We start from the raw sequence: 18,190 nt of genomic DNA, 5'->3' as shown, positions 1-18,190 counted from the left end.
CTTCGCCCTTCGCCCTTCGCCCTTCGCCCTTCGCCCTTCGCCCTTCGCCCTTCGCCCTTCGCCCTTCGCCCTTCGCCCTTCGCCAGTCCAACTTCACCACAACAACGAGCCGAGAGGAATAAACCTTCTCACTACCCTCCCGTTATTTTATAAAACAAAGCCTGCTAATAATCCGTAAAATAGCAAAGCGACCATTCTTCATATATAATATTTTCTTAATCTGTTTTATCCCATCCAATAATGTTTAATCCGTCATATCGGTTAAAAGACCTATGACAATTAGCCTGTTTCTTTTTTTGCATTTCATTGAATACTTTGATGATTACCAGTCTCAATGGCGAACGCTATTACGTGGAGATAATGTATGCATGTACTCATGATTGACAAGCAGTCAATATTTATTGAAGGAATGGCATCAGTACTAACGCAATATATTCCGGAGGTAAAAGTTCGTGGGCTGAATAATCAAAATGATATTGATGATACGCTTAATGAATTTCCAGCTTCTTTAATTCTTCTTGATGGCGATGGTAATAAAACCTCGAGTCTGGAATTGCTGGATATCTTAGCCTGTCGGCATCCGAATATACCTGTTGTGATGCTGATGAATAAATGTCAGCCGACATTATTACGCTTATTTTTAAATCATCACGCGATGGCGTTTGTTCGACGTGATTCCCCACCGGAAACCATCGCTCAGACACTGCGTAGTGCATCGTTGGGGATGTTTTGTCTGCCGCAGGAGAGCATTACGCTGCTGGACAACGGGCAAAGCGCGCTAGCCCGCCTGAGCGAACGACAACGCGAAATTTTAAAACTGCTGGCCGCCGGGGAATCCAATAAACAAATTAGCCGTCATTTAAATATCAGTGCGGGTACAGTGAAAGCGCATCTGGAATCGATTTTCCGCCGTCTGAATGTGAATAATCGCACTCAGGCCGCGATGATGTATTCAGAAGAGTAGTCCTGATTATCTTTATTTGATTCGCGTCAGCGTATTTTCTTTTCCTGAGCTAAAAAGGAGCATTATGCATGGGCATAATGCTCCTGTCGTTTAACTTAATTTGTTGGATAACTTGTTTGTACGCGCCATTGTCCACCGTTATTCACTAAGCGGATAAACGCCTGCCGATTGTTGGCGATATTATAAAAAGCCCCATTGCCATACGCCCTGCCCACGTTCGCATTGCCATTCCCACCCAGCGCAATGGTGAAATTAACCGCTGCGGTATTGTTGGCCGCGCCAGCACAGAACGCCTGAATAGTGTTGCCGATAGAATTCCACGCCACATTCGCATCCGTCCATGTTGAGGCCGTATTCGTTTGCGGGCAGTTCGGTTGGTTAGCAACAGTGCGCTGCTGCAGCCACGCGTCAGCTTTACCGACATGGCAAGCCGTCATATGCCCACCGGCGTTATCCTGATTCTGCGCCCACTGTGTTGCAGTCAGGCCAACGCCGGGCTGGTTACAGGCCGGGCCAACATTAACTGCCATGGCTCCTGTTGAAAATAAAAACAGCGATACCGCAGCCATAGAAAGAATGCTGCGCGTTTTTACCCTATGTGAAAAAACAGAGTTTACAGACATAATCATCTCCTGCGAGTGGAATAAAGGAAGTACGAATTCGCAGATTCAAATTAACGTCAGCGTGAGTTGAATAATATTTGGCAACTGACCAGTACAGGAATGATAAATGGCCTGGGCCATTTCACGGAGCAGCAAAACAAATTTACTACTCCGTGTTAATTATTGTGCGGGCGTTTTCTTGCGCGGTGTGCGCGGGGCGGGTATTTTTTTAGCCGCGTCAACTTTTTTAGCGACCGGTGTCTTTTTCACCACGGCCGTTTTTTTACGTGTCGGTGTTTGGCTGGGTTTATCATCTTTGTGCATGGTGTGCCAAAAATAATAAATTGAGATTATCCCAATACCGACATCTTTTAATATCCAGAAAGGTAACTCCTGCGCCATTAAAATCACGTTAAACAACAGGTAGGGTAAATTCAAACAGCCCTGCACGGTAAAACCAAATGCCGTAATTAAAAGCCCAAGGCGATACCACAGCGGAATATCAAGCATGCGGCTGCTGAGTGCGCTAACAAAAATGATCACCGCAATCGCCACATCCACCAGTGTGATGGCCCAAAAAAGAAGTTTAAGCGTCATGATGGTTCCCCTGGTTTGCGTCGTGGCGCACGGCGACGCGGTACGGCTTTCACGCCGCGAGCCGCGCGTTTTAACTCACTGGCCACTTGCAAAATGTCATGCCCTTCGCGGCGGTTAAAGAAATTGGCCAGCCAGGCAATCATGCCGACACTTATCGCGCCAACAAAATAGCCAATGCCCATGGCGATATCGCTGTCTTTAAAGTTCATCCCCAGCCAGCGGGCAATAAACCCGCCGAGCGTAAAGGTGGTACTGACGCTAATCGCGCCAATGATTATTCCGGCGGCCAGGCGCCCGTGCTGATGCAGTTTTTTCGGCTGCCAGAAAAACGACACACTCAGCCCGCCGAACAATCCGGCGAGCGCGGCCAGCCCCTGGCTTAGCAATTGCAGTCCATCTGCGGCCATCGCATTCCCCTCCTGAACAAGCGGCCTCAACGAATAGGATGAGGCCGCAATAACGACTACTGACAAGGAGGAAGCGTGACGGTCGTGGCGTCGTTATCTGTAGTGAGATAACGCGTCGCGCTTTCCGGGCTGTAAATCAGGTGCTTGTTACTGCGCAGACCGCGTACGCTGTCAATATCCGCGCTGTACCACTTGCCTTTGCCCGGCAGCGGTTTACCGCTCCACGGGTCGCCGCCCAACTGCTTCTTGTTCAGCGCCCACACGCTCCACAGCGAGTCCTCCGCCTTGCCGCTCCAGCCCAGTTTGATGGCCTGATCGCGGGTGACGTAGTCCGCTGGCAGCACGTCATCGCGGTTCAGGGTTTTGAGCAGAGCCGTCAGTTTCTTGTCGTCCTGAACGGTTTTTTTATTGAGTTTTGCTAACTCTTGATTTGCCGCCTGCACCACCGCGCTGCACTGGGGAAGTTCTGCCCAGACCGGTTGGGTTAACAGCAAACCGACAAACGTAACTATCGGAAGATATCGTTTCATTTATTGCCTCCATGGCTTATCCGTTAATTGGCGCTAAAAACAGCGCACGTTCAGCATCGCGTCGACGCGTCAGCCCCGCCAGAATCTTGCCGCCAGCCTTGTTCCAGCGCGGCAGTTGATCCGCCGCCTCCTGATACTGGCCCTGGTTGAGCAGACGTAGCAATGTTGAGTTCTGCAGGTTACCAAGCCCGACGTTAAAGGCGAAAGCGACCAGCGCGTCGAACTGGTTCTGGTTGAGATCCACCGTCACATATTTATGAACACCGCGCTCGGTCATCCCGAGATCGGCGCGCAGCAGATCTTCCGCCTCCACTTTGCTCAGTGCCTGGGGGAAATTTTCATTGGGCAAAATCAAATGCCCGTAGCCGATAGTCCATTTACCTACCGCGTCGCGGTACTTCTCGAGGCTTAGCCCTTCGAAAGATTTAATGAGCGTCAGCCCGGCAGCGCCGGTGCTCAGGGGTTGATTAGCCATTGTCATCACTCCTGTCGGTTACTTGAGGGAGAACTTGTCGGGTGTACTCTTCGATAAGCCGCATCACGCTCTCCGGCGGCTCCAGTACGGTGAACTGCATTTCGATATCCACATGTCCGCTGTCGCGCCCGCTCGCTCCATGGCTCGGCGGCGACATGCTGACGTGAAAACGGCTGACCGCATCGTCAGGCGTGCCGGACATTGCGCTCTGCTGTTCCACCGCGTCAGTGCGCACGGTGAGAAACACTTTCATCTTTTCCAGCATCAGCCCGCGCGGTGTGGAAAGCGCCACCAGCGGCAATTTGAAGTGGTGCCGATCATCCAGCTCCATTTCGATGATTTTCGGCACCAGCCGCCCGTCGTCGCTGTGTTCAAAAAAAGGATCCAGCGCCTGCATGTACTGATGTGCAATCAGTTGGTTCGCCGCCGAGGCCGCATGCTGCATGCCGCGCGTGATATCCGCCAGCGTCACACCTGAAGTAGAGGGTGGCGTGCCGTCGCCCGGTGGCGGTGGCGGATCCTGCGGTGGATCGGCAGGCGGTAATCCGGCGATATCTTCTGGCGGCGGATCGGCAGGTGGCAGCCCGGCACTCTCCTCCGGTGGCGGTGGCGCGGGCGAATCTGCCTTTGGTTCAGCGCCACGGTTGCCGCGAAGCCAGTCTTTCATTGACATAGTGCGCTCCGTGAGAAATGAGGCTGCCAGGCAGCCTCAGGGTGGAGAGAGGAACATTACGCCGGCGCTTTTTCCGCTGCGGCAGGCGTTTCGGGGTAGGCATCAAGCTGTTTGGATTCCAGCTTTTTCGCCTCTGACGGCAAGATAGCCGGGCGTGTTGCGGCATCCGTCAGGAAATCAATCACGCGCATCAGAGCTTCCGGCGGTGGCTGACGTTTAACCTGGGTATGGATGCTGTACTTCGCACGGGTATCGCTGGAGCGGGTTTGCTGGGCTTTGTGCGAGACGCGACCGGTGATTTTCACGCTGAACGGCCCCCAGCCAACAGAGGCTTCCAGCGAGGCTTCCGCTTCGGTCTGGCTGTTGCTGGCTTCACTCTGGGAAACTTCCAGCTCGAAGTCGATGGTGCCCTCTTCGATGCTGATGTTAGGGTGGGAAATCGCCGCCAGCAGCGGGATGCGCATGGTCTTTTTCACCACGCCCTGGATAACGCCCTTGTCATCCACCACGGTTTCGTCGTAATCAAACTGCACCGACTCCGCCTTACCGTCCTTGATACACACCGAGAGCAGGAAGTCGGCGTACGCTTTACTCGCCTGCACCTGCGCTTTGATCATTGCCTGCAGTGGACCGCCAATCATGTGCTCCAGCGGCAGTGCATTAATGACCGATCCAATAAATTGTGAATCCATAATGCATACTCCTGTGGGTTATACGAAAACATCGCGTTGCGAATTCGCAAACCCACAGTAATAGAGGGAAGAGGACGAAAATATTGGCTGGATGGCGGTAAAAAACGGGGAAAATGGCCTAAGGCGCGCGTCCGGTTAAACAGGTTTTAAAAACAGCGCGCGCTCGGCTTCACGCCGCCTTGTCAGCCCTGCCAGCACTTTACCGCCCGCTTTGTTCCAGCGCAGGAACTGATCTGCTGCCTGTGCGTACTCCCCCTGGTTGAGCAGTTTAAGCAGTGTCGAACTCTGCAAATTGCCTGCCCCAAGGTTAAAGGTGAATGCTACCAGCGCATCAAACTGGTTCTGATTAAGCGCAACCGTCACCGCTTTGTGTACCCCGCGTTCGGTCATTAACAGATCGGTGCGAAGCAGCGCTTCGGCCTCGGCTTCGGTAATCGCGTGCGGAAATTTTTCATCCGGTAAGATCAAATGTCCGTAGCCAATGGTCCATTTACCGACGGCATCCTTGTATTTTTCCAGCCTAAGTCCTTCAAAAGATTTAATCAGCGCCAGACCGCCAGCGCCTGTACTTTGCGGTTGATTCGCCATAGTGGTTGCTCCTGGATTGTTGGTGGGTACAGCACCTTTTGAGGATGGTTCGGACACATCGTGTTGCAAAGTCACCGCACCAAAATAGCCGTATGGAAAATCCGAAAATAGTGGCCTGCGGCGTGCCATACACCGCCATGCATTAGCGAAACGGGCTTTCTATGCACACACAGGCTGCCGCAGAGTCTGCCGATGCCCTACACTTCATGCGTCTCCCTCTAAATCAAAGGAATCCATGATGAGCATCATTAAAAGTTACGCCGCACCGCAGGCTGGCGCCGCGCTGGAGTTGCAGGAGTATGACGCTGGCCCGCTGGCGGCGGAAGATGTTGAAGTGCAGGTGGATTACTGCGGGATCTGCCATTCGGATCTCTCCATGATCGATAACGAGTGGGGCTTCTCCCAGTACCCGCTGGTTGCCGGGCATGAAGTGATTGGCCGCGTGGTGGATCTGGGCAGCGCGGCACAAAGCAAAGGCCTGAAAATCGGCCAACGTGTGGGGATCGGCTGGACGGCGCGCAGCTGCGGTCACTGTGATGCCTGTATTGATGGCAATCAGATCAACTGCCAGCAAGGCGCAGTGCCAACCATTCTCAATCGTGGTGGCTTTGCCGACAAAATCCGCGCCGACTGGCAATGGGTGATCCCGCTGCCGGACAGCATTGATATCGAAACCGCCGGTCCGCTGTTATGCGGCGGCATTACCGTGTTTAAACCGCTGCTGATGCACAATATCACCGCCACCAGCCGCGTTGGCGTGATCGGTATCGGCGGGCTGGGCCATATCGCCATCAAACTGCTGCACGCGATGGGCTGCGAAGTGACGGCGTTTAGCTCGAATCCGGCAAAAGAGGCAGAAGTGCGCATTATGGGCGCGGACTACGTGGTGAACAGCCGCGATGTGGATGCGCTGAAAGCGCTGGCAGGTCAGTACGATTTGATCATCAACACGGTTAACGTCGATCTGAACTGGCAACCCTACTTTGAGGCACTGACCCACGGCGGGCATTTCCACACCGTTGGCGCAGTGCTGAAGCCACTCGAAGTCCCGGCCTTTACGTTGATCGCAGGCGATCGCAGCGTTTCCGGTTCCGCAACCGGTACGCCGTTTGAACTGCGTAAGCTGATGAAATTCGCCGGACGCGCCAAAGTGGCACCGACCACGGAGATGTTCCCAATGTCGCAGATTAACGAAGCGTTGCAGCACGTACGCGACGGCAAAGCCCGTTACCGCGTGGTGTTAAAAGCGGATTTCTGATGTGAAAAAGCCCGGCAATCTTGCCGGGCTTTGTTATTGTGCGACCCCGTATTGTTAACGCGACCAGCGCAGAGTTTGGGCGGCCGTAGTGTCTCTGGATTGACCTCTGACTGGCGGTTCTTTTACGGTTTTCGGTACGCCATTCAAAAGCGAAACCAAAGTCGCTTTCTCAGAAGTCGGGGTCTTACCTGCTAATAGCAGCAAACACTTCCGCAATAGCAACAGCCCCCGGATCGGTTACCCCGTCGAGATTCTCACTGTTCACATACGATGAGCGCCCGGCGCCTGCCTTTTGCATCGACGCCGTGCTGGCCGCACCGTTTTGCGCAGCGGCAACGGCGGCATCCAGCCCGCTATCGCGCAGCGCTTCAAGCGCCGGTTGCAGCGCGTCGATCAGCGTGCGATCGCCGAGATCCGCACCGCCGTAATGTTTCATCTGTTTCAGCCCCAGCAGTAACGCTTCCGGCAACGACGTGCCGTTGTGTACGGCCTGGCCTGCGGCAGTGAAGAAAATCGACATCAACACGCCACTGGACCCGCCCATCACTGTCGCCAGCCGCTCGCCAACCAGTTGCAGCAGCTGTGCGGTGTTGTTCAACGGCAGCGCATTTTGCTCCAGCAGACGTTTGATTTCCCGCGCCCCTTCGGCAAAAGTTGAGCCGGTATCACCGTCGCCCACTTTTGCATCCAGCGCGTTAAGCCGGTTTTCAAGGTCAATCAATGTATTAACCGCCGTGTTGACCAACGCTTTCACCTGCGGGTTGTCGGAAGGCTCAATCTCCAGCCCGTCATACACTGCGCTGTGCGACTGGATTTTCATCGGCGCGAACGGTACCGGCTTCTGCCAACCTACGGTCTGCACATCGGCGCAAATCGCCTGCTCGAATGTGTCGTTCAGGCGCAATACGGACAGCGAAAACCCTTTCATATCCAGCGAACTAACAATCGATGCGGGGCCAATCAGATAGGCGATTTGTTCTTTTAAGGCTGAGTGTGCCAGTTCTTTGGTCAGCAGCGCCATTTCCAGGGCCGAGACGCCGCCGAGGTTGTTGATCAGCACTGCTACACGATCATTACCCACCGCCGCTTTTAGCGGTTTAACCAGCGTATCGATCAGTGTCTTGCTGTTGTGCGTATCAACGGTAGTCGCGCCGGGTTCGCCGTGAATACCCAGTCCCAACTCAACTTTCCCGCGCTGAATGCGCCCCTCTTCGCTATCGCCGCCCGGCAGGTTGCAAGTCTCCATCGCCAGTCCGAGGCTGAAAACGTTGTCGCAGGCCTGCTGGGCAATATCGCGCACTTCGCTCAGCGACTTACCGTGTTCAGCGGCATGGCCCGCAATCTTGTGCACCAGCGCCGTACCGGCAATGCCGCGCGGCTGTTTGTTGTCCGGCAGTGCGATGTCATCTGCGACGATCACCATCTCCACCTTCAGGCCGTAGCGCTTGGCTTTCTCTGCCGCGAGGCCGAAGTTCAGCCGGTCACCGGTGTAGTTCTTCACAATCAGCAGGCAGCCGCGATCGCCGGTTACCGCCACAATCGCGTTCAGCACCGCATCCACGCTTGGCGAGGCGAACACATCACCGCAAACGGCAGCGGTGAGCATCCCTTTGCCGACGAACCCGGCATGCGCCGGTTCATGCCCGGAACCGCCGCCGGAAATCACCGCCACGCGGCTTTTATCCCAGTCGGCGCGAGCCACAATGCGAATAGCGGGATCGATATCGAGTCGAACGAGGTTGCCGTGTGGTGCAGAAATTACCAAACCTTCAATGGCATCATTGACCAGCTGTTTGCGGTCGTTGAAAAAGAATCTGGACATAATATTCCAAAAAGTTGTGAATCGTTTCTCAAGCATAGCCCGCACAGTGCGGGACGGGGTAAAGAACAGATTTTACTGAATGGGTTTACGGTGCTCTGCGGCCAAAATCCACCGCGTAGCCGCGCAGGTTGCGCAGCGTGTCGAGACGGTTGCCAAGCACAAGAACCCCGCTAATCGCCAGCACCAGCAGCACACCGTGCAAAGACAAGGCGGTACGCGAATCCAGCAGGAAGAACCCGGCGATGGCCGGAAGAGAAAACGCCATCCACAGGCTGCTCAGCGTGTTTTCCGCCGCGCTAAAACGGGCGAGCACCCGGTCTGCCTGTGACTCTTGCGGTGAACCGCGCCGCACGGTGCCGACCTGCTGTGCCAGCGTATCCGCTCGCTGAATCAGCCAATGAACCAGACTCAGCGCAATAACGGCTACCAGCAGTTCAAGCACCAGCACCGCGCTATCGCCGAGGAGGGAAAGCGCCCACTGCGCACTCAGCATCGCCACGGTAACAAGCGCACTCAACAAACAAGACACGATCATGACAGAGAGATGCGTCGCTGCACGTATCAACATGCGGTGCTCCTTGCAGAAAAAAGAAGAGAGGCCTCAGCCTCTCTTTTCAGGAATCAACTAGCTTTTTCGCATCATCAGCCACAGGCTAATCAGGAAAAAGCTGGCGCTCGGCAACAGTGCGCCAACCACTGGCGGAATGCCGTATACCAGCGTCAATGGGCCGAAAATCTGATCCAGCACGTAGAAGACGAAGCCGAAGCTGATGCCGGTGACAACACGTACGCCCATCGCCACGCTGCGCAGCGGCCCGAAAATAAACGACAGCGCCATTAGCATCATCACCGCCACGGATAGCGGCTGGAAGATTTTGCTCCACATATTGAGCTGATAGCGCCCGGAATCCTGGCCACTCGACTTGAGGTACTTCACGTAGTTATGCAAACCGCTGATGGAGAGCGCGTCCGGATCCAGCGCCACCACGCCGAGTTTGTCCGGCGTAAGGTTCGTTTTCCAGATGCCGCTCACGGTTTGCGCGCCGGTCACCTGTTTCGGATCCGTCAGGTTAGATTCATCAACTTGCGACAACCGCCAGATCTTCTCCTGCGGATCGAACTTCGCCGACGCGGCATAGCGCACCGACTGCAAACGGCGCTCTTTATTGAAGGCATAAATGCTCACGCCGCCGAGTTCATCGTCGCCTTTTACGCGCTCAATATAGATAAAGTTGCTGCCGTCTTTCGCCCACAAACCCGATTGTGTGGAGAGCAGCGAACCGCCATACATCGACTGTGCTCGCTGGTTGCGCGCCATTTGCTCACCCTGCGGCGCCACCCATTCGCCAATCGCCATGGTCAGTAACACCAGCGGGATGGCCGTTTTCATGACCGACAGCGCCACTTGCATGCGGGTGTAGCCGGAAGCCTGCATGACCACCAACTCACTGCGCTGCGCCAGCATGCCCAGCCCTAACAGCGCGCCAAGCAGCGCAGCCATCGGGAAGAAGATTTGAATATCTTTTGGGATGCTGAGAATGGTGTACATCCCCGCGCCCAGCGCGTCATAGCTCCCCTGCCCGGCTTTTTTCAACTGATCAACAAACTTGATAATGCCGGAGAGCGACACCAGCATGAACAGCGTCATCATGATGGTGGTGAAAATGGTTTTACCGATATAGCGGTCGAGTACGCCAAAAGCCTGCATTATACCGCTCCTTTACGCGTAAAACGGGCGCGAACCCGGCGCATTGGCACCGTATCCCACAAGTTCAGCACCACGGCCAGCGCGAAATAGGCCAGGTTTACCAGCCACATCCACACCAACGGATCCAGTTTGCCTTTCGCGCCGTTCGAACGCAGCGTGGTTTGCAGCAGGAAGAAGACCAGATAAAGCAGCATGGCGGGGAGCATCGACAACACGCGCCCCTGACGCGGGTTGACCACACTCAGCGGCACCACCATCAGCGCCATCATAAAGACCGTAAACACCAGCGTTAAGCGCCAGTGCAGTTCAGCGCGTGCGCGCGGCGTATCTGTTTTGAACAGCGTGCGCATGCCCATCTGTTCGGTATCCGACGGATCGAGCACCACCGCCTGGTGACCAATAATCGCCTGATAGTTCTGGAAATCCGTGATGCGGAAGTCACGCAGCAACGCGGTGCCTTCATAACGGGTGCCGGTATTGAGCGTCACCACCTGCGAGCCGTCTTTATGCTGCGAGAGATGCCCGGAATCCGCCAGCACCACAGACGGGCGAGCAGTACCTTTAGTGCGGATCTGCGCGAGGAAAACGTTGGTGAAGTTTTTGCCTTCAACACCTTCAATAAACAGCACCGAACTGCCATCCGTCGCCTGCTGGAATTGTCCCTGCGCCAGCGCTGCCATGCCTGGGTTCGCTTTCGCGTCTGCCAGCACTTGATCCTGATGGCGGGAAGACCACGGGCCTGCCCACATGACGTTGACTGCAGCGACAACCCCGGTGAACAACGCGAGGATCATCGCCGCTTTCACCAGCACCGAGCGGCTCAGGCCGCAAGCGTGCATCACGGTGATTTCACTTTCTGTGTAAAGTTTGCCCAGCGTCATCAGCAGGCCGAGGAACAGACTCAACGGCAGGATAAGCTGCGCCATTTCCGGCACGCCCAGCCCCAGCAGTGAGAGCACGAGGTTCGTAGGGATTTCGCCATCAGCGGCTGCGCCTAAAATCCTTACCAGTTTCTGACAAAAGAAAATCAGAAGCAGGATGAATAGGATCGCAAGCTGGCTTTTTAGCGTCTCCCGTACCAGATATCTTATGATTATCACTTTAAATACGCCCGTAAAAACCAGTATTTTTGCTGGAAAATAGCTTGTTTCATGGCTTAAACGTCATTTATTCTCTTGAGTCGTCGAAATGATCGCTAAGATTAATATACTCAGCGGATACGCGCGTAAGACCCGATTCTGACGTGCCGAAACCGAAGTAACATTAAGATTAACACGAAGTCACCGCAACAGCGGACACGAGTTACGAAAGCTTGCAATTCTATCCGTAGCCGCCGCCGTTGTCTTTAAGATTCAGGAGCGTAGTGCATGGAGTTCAGTGTAAAAAGCGGTAGCCCGGAGAAACAGCGGAGTGCCTGCATCGTTGTGGGCGTCTTTGAACCGCGCCGGCTCTCTCCGATCGCCGAGCAACTCGATAAAATCAGTGACGGCTACATCAGTGCGCTGCTGCGTCGTGGGGAACTGGAAGGCAAGCCGGGGCAGACTTTGCTGCTGCACCACGTACCGAATGTCCTCTCCGAACGTATTTTGCTGATTGGCTGCGGTAAAGAACGTGAACTGGACGAGCGCCAGTACAAGCAGGTGATTCAGAAAACCATTAACACGCTGAATGATACCGGCTCAATGGAAGCCGTCTGCTTCCTGACCGAACTGCATGTAAAAGGGCGTAATACTTACTGGAAAGTACGCCAGGCCGTTGAGACTGCGAAAGAGACCCTTTACAGCTTCGACCAACTGAAAACCAACAAAAGCGAGCCGCGTCGCCCGCTGCGTAAAATGGTGTTCAACGTGCCGACCCGCCGCGAGCTGACCAGCGGCGAGCGCGCTATTCAGCACGGTCTGGCGATTGCGGCTGGCATCAAAGCGGCGAAAGATCTCGGCAATATGCCGCCAAACATCTGTAACGCGGGCTACCTCGCGTCTCAGGCGCGTCAGTTAGCCGATACCTACAGCAAAAACGTGGTGACTCGCGTGATTGGCGAGCAGCAGATGCGCGAGCTGGGCATGCACTCGTACCTCGCGGTCGGCCAGGGTTCGCAGAACGAATCGCTGATGTCGGTGATTGAATACAAAGGCAACCCGGCAGAAGACGCGCGTCCAATCGTACTGGTGGGCAAAGGCCTGACGTTTGACTCCGGCGGTATCTCCATCAAACCAGCCGAAGGCATGGACGAGATGAAGTACGACATGTGCGGCGCCGCAGCGGTGTATGGCGTGATGCGCATGGTCGCCGAGCTGCAACTGCCGATCAACGTCATTGGCGTGCTGGCGGGTTGTGAAAACATGCCTGGCGGGCGCGCTTATCGTCCGGGCGACGTGCTGACCACCATGTCCGGCCAGACGGTAGAGGTGCTGAACACCGACGCCGAAGGCCGCCTGGTACTGTGCGACGTGCTGACTTACGTTGAGCGTTTCGAGCCGGAAGCGGTAATCGATGTTGCGACGCTGACCGGTGCGTGTGTGATTGCACTCGGCCACCACATCACCGGGCTGCTGTCGAACCACAACCCGCTGGCGCACGAGCTGATTGGCGCGTCCGAGCAGGCGGGCGATCGCGCGTGGCGTTTGCCGATGGCCGATGAGTACCAGGAACAGCTTGAGTCCAACTTCGCGGATATGGCGAACATAGGCGGCCGCCCTGGCGGCGCGATCACCGCCGGCTGCTTCCTTTCTCGCTTTGCCCGTAAGTACAACTGGGCGCACCTGGATATCGCCGGTACTGCATGGCGTTCTGGTAAAGCCAAAGGCGCAACTGGTCGTCCGGTGGCGCTACTGTCGCAGTTCCTGCTGAACCGCGCCGGGTTTAACGGCGAAGAGTAAGTGTCGTCAAGGCCGGATAGCGCGCTTATCCGGCCTGTACCCTCGCGCAATGCGGATGCTGTACCCGATGGATTTCGCATTGCGTCGCAGCGGCAGCCAGCAAAGAAGCAACGTGAAAGATGACGGATATAGCCTATGGATTTCGCGTTGCATCGCGGCGGCAACTGAGCAAATCCCCAGCAGCATAGATAACTATGTGACTGGGGTGCGCAAAGGAAGCCAACAAAGACGCGGCGTGAAAGACGACGGATACCGCGTTTAAATCCTCAACCAAAAGCCCCATATATGAAAAATGCAACGTTCTACCTTCTGGACAATGACAACGCCGCTGATGGCTTAAACGCCGTCGAACAACTGGTGTGTGAAATTGCCGCAGAACGTTGGCGTAACGGTAAACGCGTGCTGATTGCCTGTGCCGATGAACAACAAGCAATTCGACTGGATGAAGCGCTGTGGGCGCGCCCGGCGGAGAGCTTTGTGCCGCACAACCTGGCTGGCGAAGGACCACGCGGCGGTGCGCCGGTGGAGCTGGCCTGGCCACAAAAACGCAACAGCAGCCCGCGCGATATTTTGATCAGCCTGCGCGCGGAATTTGCAGATTTTGCCACCGCTTTCACAGAAGTGATAGACTTCGTTCCTCACGAAGATTCTCTGAAACAACTGGCGCGCGAACGCTATAAAGCGTACCGCATGGCTGGTTTCAACCTGAACACGGCAACCTGGAAATAATGGAAAAGACATACAACCCCAAAGATATCGAACAGCCGCTGTACGAGCAGTGGGAAAAGCAGGGCTATTTCAAACCGAACGGTGATGAAAGCCAGGAAAGCTTCTGCATCATGATCCCGCCGCCGAACGTCACCGGCAGTTTGCATATGGGCCACGCCTTCCAGCAGACCATCATGGACACCATGATCCGCTACCAGCGCATGCAGGGGAAAAACACCCTGTGGCAAGCGGGGACTGACCACGCGGGTATCGCCACCCAAATGGTGGTTGAGCGTAAAATTGCCGCCGAAGAGGGTAAAACCCGCCACGACTACGGTCGCGACGCCTTTATCGACAAAATCTGGCAGTGGAAAGCAGAATCCGGCGGTACCATTACCCGCCAGATGCGCCGTCTCGGTAACTCCGTAGACTGGGATCGTGAACGCTTCACCATGGACGAAGGCCTCTCCAACGCCGTAAAAGAAGTGTTCGTCCGCCTGTATAAAGAAGACTTAATTTACCGTGGCAAACGCCTGGTGAACTGGGATCCAAAACTGCGCACGGCGATTTCCGATCTGGAAGTGGAAAACCGCGAGTCGAAAGGCTCAATGTGGCATATCCGCTACCCGCTGGCCGACGGTGCGAAAACCGCCGACGGTAAAGATTACCTGGTGGTTGCCACCACGCGCCCGGAAACCCTGCTCGGTGATACCGGCGTGGCGGTGAACCCGGAAGATCCGCGCTACAAAGATCTGATTGGCAAATTCGTGGTGCTGCCGCTGGTGAACCGCCGCATTCCGATTGTGGGCGACGAACACGCCGACATGGAAAAAGGCACCGGCTGCGTGAAAATCACCCCGGCGCACGACTTTAACGACTATGAAGTCGGCCGTCGCCACAAACTGCCGATGATCAACATCCTGACCTTTGACGGTGATATCCGTGAAAGCGCACAGGTGTACGACACCAACGGCAACGAATCTGACGTTTATCCGGCGGATATCCCGGCTGAGTTCCAGAAGCTGGAGCGTTTTGCCGCGCGTAAAGCAATTGTCGCGGCTGTGGACGCACTTGGCCTGCTGGAAGAGATCAAACCGCACGACCTGACTGTTCCGTACGGCGATCGCGGCGGCGTGGTTATCGAACCGATGCTCACCGACCAGTGGTATGTGCGTGCCGATGTGCTGGCGAAACCGGCAGTGGAAGCCGTTGAAAATGGCGACATTCAGTTCGTGCCGAAACAGTACGAAAACATGTATTTCTCCTGGATGCGCGACATTCAGGACTGGTGTATCTCCCGTCAGCTGTGGTGGGGTCACCGCATTCCGGCGTGGTACGACAACGAAGGCAACGTTTATGTTGGCCGTAACGAAGACGAAGTGCGCCAGGAAAACAATCTGGCCGCCGATGTCGCCCTGCGCCAGGACGACGACGTACTGGATACCTGGTTCTCCTCCGCGCTGTGGACGTTCTCAACCCTCGGCTGGCCGGAAAACACCGACGCGCTGCGCCAGTTCCACCCGACCAGCGTGATGGTTTCCGGCTTTGACATTATCTTCTTCTGGATTGCGCGCATGATCATGATGACCATGCACTTCATCAAAGATGAAGACGGCAAGCCGCAGGTGCCGTTTAAAACCGTCTACATGACCGGTCTTATCCGCGATGATGAAGGCCAGAAAATGTCTAAATCCAAGGGCAACGTGATTGACCCGCTGGATATGGTTGACGGTATTTCGCTGGCAGATCTGCTGGAAAAACGCACCGGCAACATGATGCAGCCACAGCTGGCGGAGAAGATCCGCAAGCGCACCGAGAAACAGTTCCCGGACGGCATTGAACCGCACGGCACCGACGCCCTGCGTTTCACCCTCGCGGCGCTGGCTTCAACCGGCCGCGACATCAACTGGGATATGAAACGCCTGGAAGGTTACCGTAACTTCTGTAACAAGCTGTGGAACGCCAGCCGCTTTGTACTGATGAACACCGAAGATCAGGATTGCGGCTTCAACGGCGGTGAAATGGTGCTGTCACTGGCGGACCGCTGGATCCTGGCCGAATTCAACCAGACCATCAAAGCCTATCGTGACGCGCTGGATAACTTCCGTTTCGATATCGCGGCGGGCATTCTGTATGAGTTCACCTGGAACCAGTTCTGCGACTGGTATCTGGAGCTCACCAAACCGGTCATGAACGGTGGTTCTGAAGCGGAACTGCGCGGTACCCGCAACACGCTGGTTACCGTGCTGGAAAGTCTGCTGCGCCTTGCGCATCCGATCATTCCGTTTATCACCGAAACCATCTGGCAGCGCGTGAAAGTGCTGAAAGGTATTACCGCCGATACCATCATGCTGCAGCCGTTCCCGCAATACGACGCGGCGCAGGTGGATGAGAAAGCGCTGGCAGATACCGAGTGGCTGAAACAGGCGATCATCGCGGTACGTAATATTCGTGCTGAAATGAATATTGCGCCGGGTAAACCGCTGGAGCTGCTGCTGCGTAGCGCGAGCGAAGAGGCGAAGCGTCGTGTAAATGACAACCTGAGCTTCCTGCAAACACTGGCGCGTCTGGAGAGCATCACTGTCCTGCCTGCCAACGATAAAGGCCCGGTTTCAGTAACCAAAATCGTCGACGGCGCAGAATTGCTGATCCCAATGCTGGGTCTTATCGACAAAGACGCAGAGCTGGCACGTCTGGCGAAAGAAGTGGCGAAAGTTGAGCAGGAAATTGGCCGCATCGAAAGTAAGCTGGGCAACGAAGGTTTTGTGGCGCGCGCGCCACAAGCGGTAATTGCCAAAGAACGCGAGAAGCTGGATGGCTACGCGGAAGCAAAAGCGAAGCTAATTGAGCAGCAGGCGGTTATCGCCGCGCTGTAATCATCGCGCATAAAAAAAGCCGGGCAGCGATGCCCGGCTTTTTTATTTTCTGGCCTGATAAGGCATCATCGCCATCCGGCAAATTACAGCACCGCCGGGTAGAATGACAAGCCGCGAGCCAGCAGATTCGCCGGATCTTTCGCGGGCTGCACACCATGATCTTCCAGTGGCAATGCTTCAAGGTCGCCATGAACATGGGTATTTTCCAGCAGATAACGGGTCATACGCACTTTCGCCCACGGCCATGCCAGGAACAGCGTGACGCAGCACACAATCATATTGCTGATGGAAATCCAGAACATGCGGCCCATCGCCACCGTCGAAGAGAAACGAATGTTCCCTTCCAGTACCAGTTGCCCGTAAACGTAGGCGCGCAGTTTCACAAACGCGAAAAGGAAGCAGACAATCGCCCCGGCAATATAAATCAGGTAGCTCAGCGCTAATTTGCCATAAAGCGGCCCCATCATCAGCGCTAATTGCTCCGGATCGCCGCCCGCTGCATAAGCATATTCTGACATCGTAATGAATGACGGAATAATCATCACCATCACCAGCACAATAAACGGTACAAACAGCAGCATCGACAGCACCACAATGGTGATGCATTTTTTCATTGAAATTTCAGCCGAGAATTTCAGTTTGCCGTACTGCAAATTATTAATCAGCATGCCAAACCATTGCGCAGCATATACGCCCTGCATAATGGCAATACCCAGCAGTAATACCAATGTACCGATACCAATCATCACGGAAATAGCGCCATATGAGCCGCTACTTAATGCCGAAGTCACAAAGAGGGAGAACACTACCACCGAGGCGATAATAATCAACAGCGGGCAGCCCATCATCACCCACCAGGCGCGCAGAGGACTGGCGTAAAAATTAAACCGCACGCCGTTAATCTCTGTCATCAACATTTGATAACGCAGACCCTGAGTAATCAACCACGGGAAGAAAATCAGGAACAGGCCCATCATACAGAGCTGTAAAAGTACGTTCTGGTAGGCCACGTTAATAAAGAAAATCACATACAGCACTAACAGGCAGAGCCAGCCGACAAAAATAGAACGCCCGGTCGCATGATAAGAAAAACGCGCACCGCTAAGTTCAGTATTCTCATAAAAATAACGACGCGCGCGCACTAACGCCCACGGCAAATATAACCCCAGCGTTATTAAGGTCAGCAGAATATTGACCAGCCAAACCACGAAATAGCCCTTCCCGCTGCCCTGAAAGAGAAAATGGCGCACGGAAGCCGCCACGGAACCATGAGTTTCGGAAGTCATAACAATCCTTATCGTAAAAAAAGAAGCCAAGACAAATGCAGTCAACCACAACAATATTGCGAAATGGTTATCTCCACTATTAAGTCTAAATAGCTCCCGGTCAAAAAAATAGCGCCCAATATTCC

19 protein-coding genes are annotated in these 18,190 nt (G+C 54.8%); 5 read left to right on the top strand and 14 right to left on the bottom strand.

Features of this window, described 5'->3' with window-relative positions:
- Nucleotides 1-364: 364 nt before the first annotated feature.
- Nucleotides 365-964 carry a response regulator transcription factor gene (locus tag ACFX4O_RS21265; RefSeq protein WP_131407409.1) on the top strand — a complete coding sequence of 200 codons (600 nt, stop codon included), beginning with the start codon at nt 365-367 and terminating at the stop codon, nt 962-964.
- 95 nt (nt 965-1,059) lie between these two features.
- Here ACFX4O_RS21265 and ACFX4O_RS21260 read toward each other — a convergent pair whose 3' ends face one another.
- The 8 genes from ACFX4O_RS21260 to ACFX4O_RS21225 all read right to left on the bottom strand — a co-directional run bounded on the left by ACFX4O_RS21260 (nt 1,060) and on the right by ACFX4O_RS21225 (nt 5,528).
- Entirely contained in the window at nt 1,060-1,494 is a 435-nt protein-coding gene (locus ACFX4O_RS21260) for an RNase A-like domain-containing protein (RefSeq protein WP_235855202.1), read from the bottom strand.
- Nucleotides 1,495-1,746: 252 nt separating this feature from the next.
- Nucleotides 1,747-2,163 (bottom strand): hypothetical protein, encoded by a 417-nt coding sequence (locus ACFX4O_RS21255; protein ID WP_380211095.1) that lies wholly within the window; start codon nt 2,161-2,163, stop codon nt 1,747-1,749.
- Nucleotides 2,160-2,570, bottom strand: a complete 411-nt coding sequence (locus ACFX4O_RS21250) for a hypothetical protein (protein WP_380211093.1) — start codon at nt 2,568-2,570, stop codon at nt 2,160-2,162. Before ACFX4O_RS21250 ends, ACFX4O_RS21255 begins: the two co-directional genes overlap by 4 nt.
- A 56-nt stretch (nt 2,571-2,626) precedes the next feature.
- Entirely contained in the window at nt 2,627-3,100 is a 474-nt protein-coding gene (locus tag ACFX4O_RS21245; protein WP_380211091.1) for a ribonuclease, read from the bottom strand.
- A 16-nt stretch (nt 3,101-3,116) separates the two neighbouring features.
- The gene (locus tag ACFX4O_RS21240; protein ID WP_131407401.1) at nt 3,117-3,575 is read right to left on the bottom strand and encodes a lysozyme; all 459 of its coding nucleotides are present in this window, start codon (nt 3,573-3,575) and stop codon (nt 3,117-3,119) included.
- On the bottom strand, nt 3,568-4,248 hold the full coding sequence (locus ACFX4O_RS21235) for a DUF2589 domain-containing protein (RefSeq protein WP_131407399.1): 681 nt from the start codon (nt 4,246-4,248) through the stop codon (nt 3,568-3,570). Before ACFX4O_RS21235 ends, ACFX4O_RS21240 begins: the two co-directional genes overlap by 8 nt.
- A 56-nt stretch (nt 4,249-4,304) precedes the next feature.
- A complete protein-coding gene (locus ACFX4O_RS21230) occupies nt 4,305-4,940 on the bottom strand; it encodes a DUF2589 domain-containing protein (protein ID WP_131407397.1) in 636 nt (211 codons plus the stop codon).
- A 135-nt stretch (nt 4,941-5,075) separates the two neighbouring features.
- Entirely contained in the window at nt 5,076-5,528 is a 453-nt protein-coding gene (locus tag ACFX4O_RS21225) for a lysozyme (protein WP_200552185.1), read from the bottom strand.
- A gap of 238 nt (nt 5,529-5,766) precedes the next feature.
- Between ACFX4O_RS21225 and ACFX4O_RS21220 the strand changes: the two genes are divergently transcribed.
- A complete protein-coding gene (locus ACFX4O_RS21220) occupies nt 5,767-6,786 on the top strand; it encodes an NAD(P)-dependent alcohol dehydrogenase (protein WP_131407465.1) in 1,020 nt (339 codons plus the stop codon).
- Between the two features lie 184 nt (nt 6,787-6,970).
- On the opposite strand, the gene ACFX4O_RS21215 is transcribed toward ACFX4O_RS21220, so the two are convergent.
- From ACFX4O_RS21215 to ACFX4O_RS21195, 5 genes are all read right to left on the bottom strand, one after another.
- Complete coding sequence (locus tag ACFX4O_RS21215; protein ID WP_380211089.1) at nt 6,971-8,608, bottom strand: dihydroxyacetone kinase subunit DhaK; 1,638 nt, start codon at nt 8,606-8,608, stop codon at nt 6,971-6,973.
- An 85-nt stretch (nt 8,609-8,693) separates the two neighbouring features.
- Nucleotides 8,694-9,176, bottom strand: a complete 483-nt coding sequence (locus tag ACFX4O_RS21210; protein ID WP_380211088.1) for a hypothetical protein — start codon at nt 9,174-9,176, stop codon at nt 8,694-8,696.
- A gap of 57 nt (nt 9,177-9,233) precedes the next feature.
- Complete coding sequence (gene lptG, locus ACFX4O_RS21205; RefSeq protein ID WP_131407389.1) at nt 9,234-10,316, bottom strand: LPS export ABC transporter permease LptG; 1,083 nt, start codon at nt 10,314-10,316, stop codon at nt 9,234-9,236.
- The gene (gene lptF / locus ACFX4O_RS21200) at nt 10,316-11,416 is read right to left on the bottom strand and encodes an LPS export ABC transporter permease LptF (RefSeq protein WP_131407387.1); all 1,101 of its coding nucleotides are present in this window, start codon (nt 11,414-11,416) and stop codon (nt 10,316-10,318) included. The genes lptG and lptF overlap by 1 nt, the downstream gene beginning before the upstream one ends.
- A 63-nt stretch (nt 11,417-11,479) precedes the next feature.
- Nucleotides 11,480-11,530 carry a hypothetical protein gene (locus tag ACFX4O_RS21195; RefSeq protein ID WP_216848985.1) on the bottom strand — a complete coding sequence of 17 codons (51 nt, stop codon included), beginning with the start codon at nt 11,528-11,530 and terminating at the stop codon, nt 11,480-11,482.
- A gap of 153 nt (nt 11,531-11,683) precedes the next feature.
- Here ACFX4O_RS21195 and pepA point away from each other — a divergent pair, with 153 nt between their 5' ends.
- The 3 genes from pepA to ACFX4O_RS21180 all read left to right on the top strand — a co-directional run bounded on the left by pepA (nt 11,684) and on the right by ACFX4O_RS21180 (nt 16,779).
- On the top strand, nt 11,684-13,195 hold the full coding sequence (gene pepA, locus ACFX4O_RS21190) for a leucyl aminopeptidase (RefSeq protein WP_017459072.1): 1,512 nt from the start codon (nt 11,684-11,686) through the stop codon (nt 13,193-13,195).
- 285 nt (nt 13,196-13,480) lie between these two features.
- Complete coding sequence (holC, locus tag ACFX4O_RS21185) at nt 13,481-13,924, top strand: DNA polymerase III subunit chi (protein ID WP_017459073.1); 444 nt, start codon at nt 13,481-13,483, stop codon at nt 13,922-13,924.
- A complete protein-coding gene (locus ACFX4O_RS21180; RefSeq protein WP_380211087.1) occupies nt 13,924-16,779 on the top strand; it encodes a valine--tRNA ligase in 2,856 nt (951 codons plus the stop codon). The genes holC and ACFX4O_RS21180 overlap by 1 nt, the downstream gene beginning before the upstream one ends.
- An 83-nt stretch (nt 16,780-16,862) precedes the next feature.
- Here the strand turns inward: ACFX4O_RS21180 and ACFX4O_RS21175 are convergent, their stop codons facing one another.
- Complete coding sequence (locus tag ACFX4O_RS21175) at nt 16,863-18,065, bottom strand: YjgN family protein (RefSeq protein ID WP_380211086.1); 1,203 nt, start codon at nt 18,063-18,065, stop codon at nt 16,863-16,865.
- Between the last annotated feature and the right edge of the window lie 125 nt (nt 18,066-18,190).

This window comes from Kosakonia sp. YIM B13571, from assembly GCF_042788095.1.
Taxonomy (GTDB): Bacteria; Pseudomonadota; Gammaproteobacteria; order Enterobacterales; family Enterobacteriaceae; genus Kosakonia; species Kosakonia quasisacchari.
The sequence above is the reverse complement of the archived record's forward strand: the minus strand, read 5'-3'. Positions and strand labels throughout refer to the sequence as shown.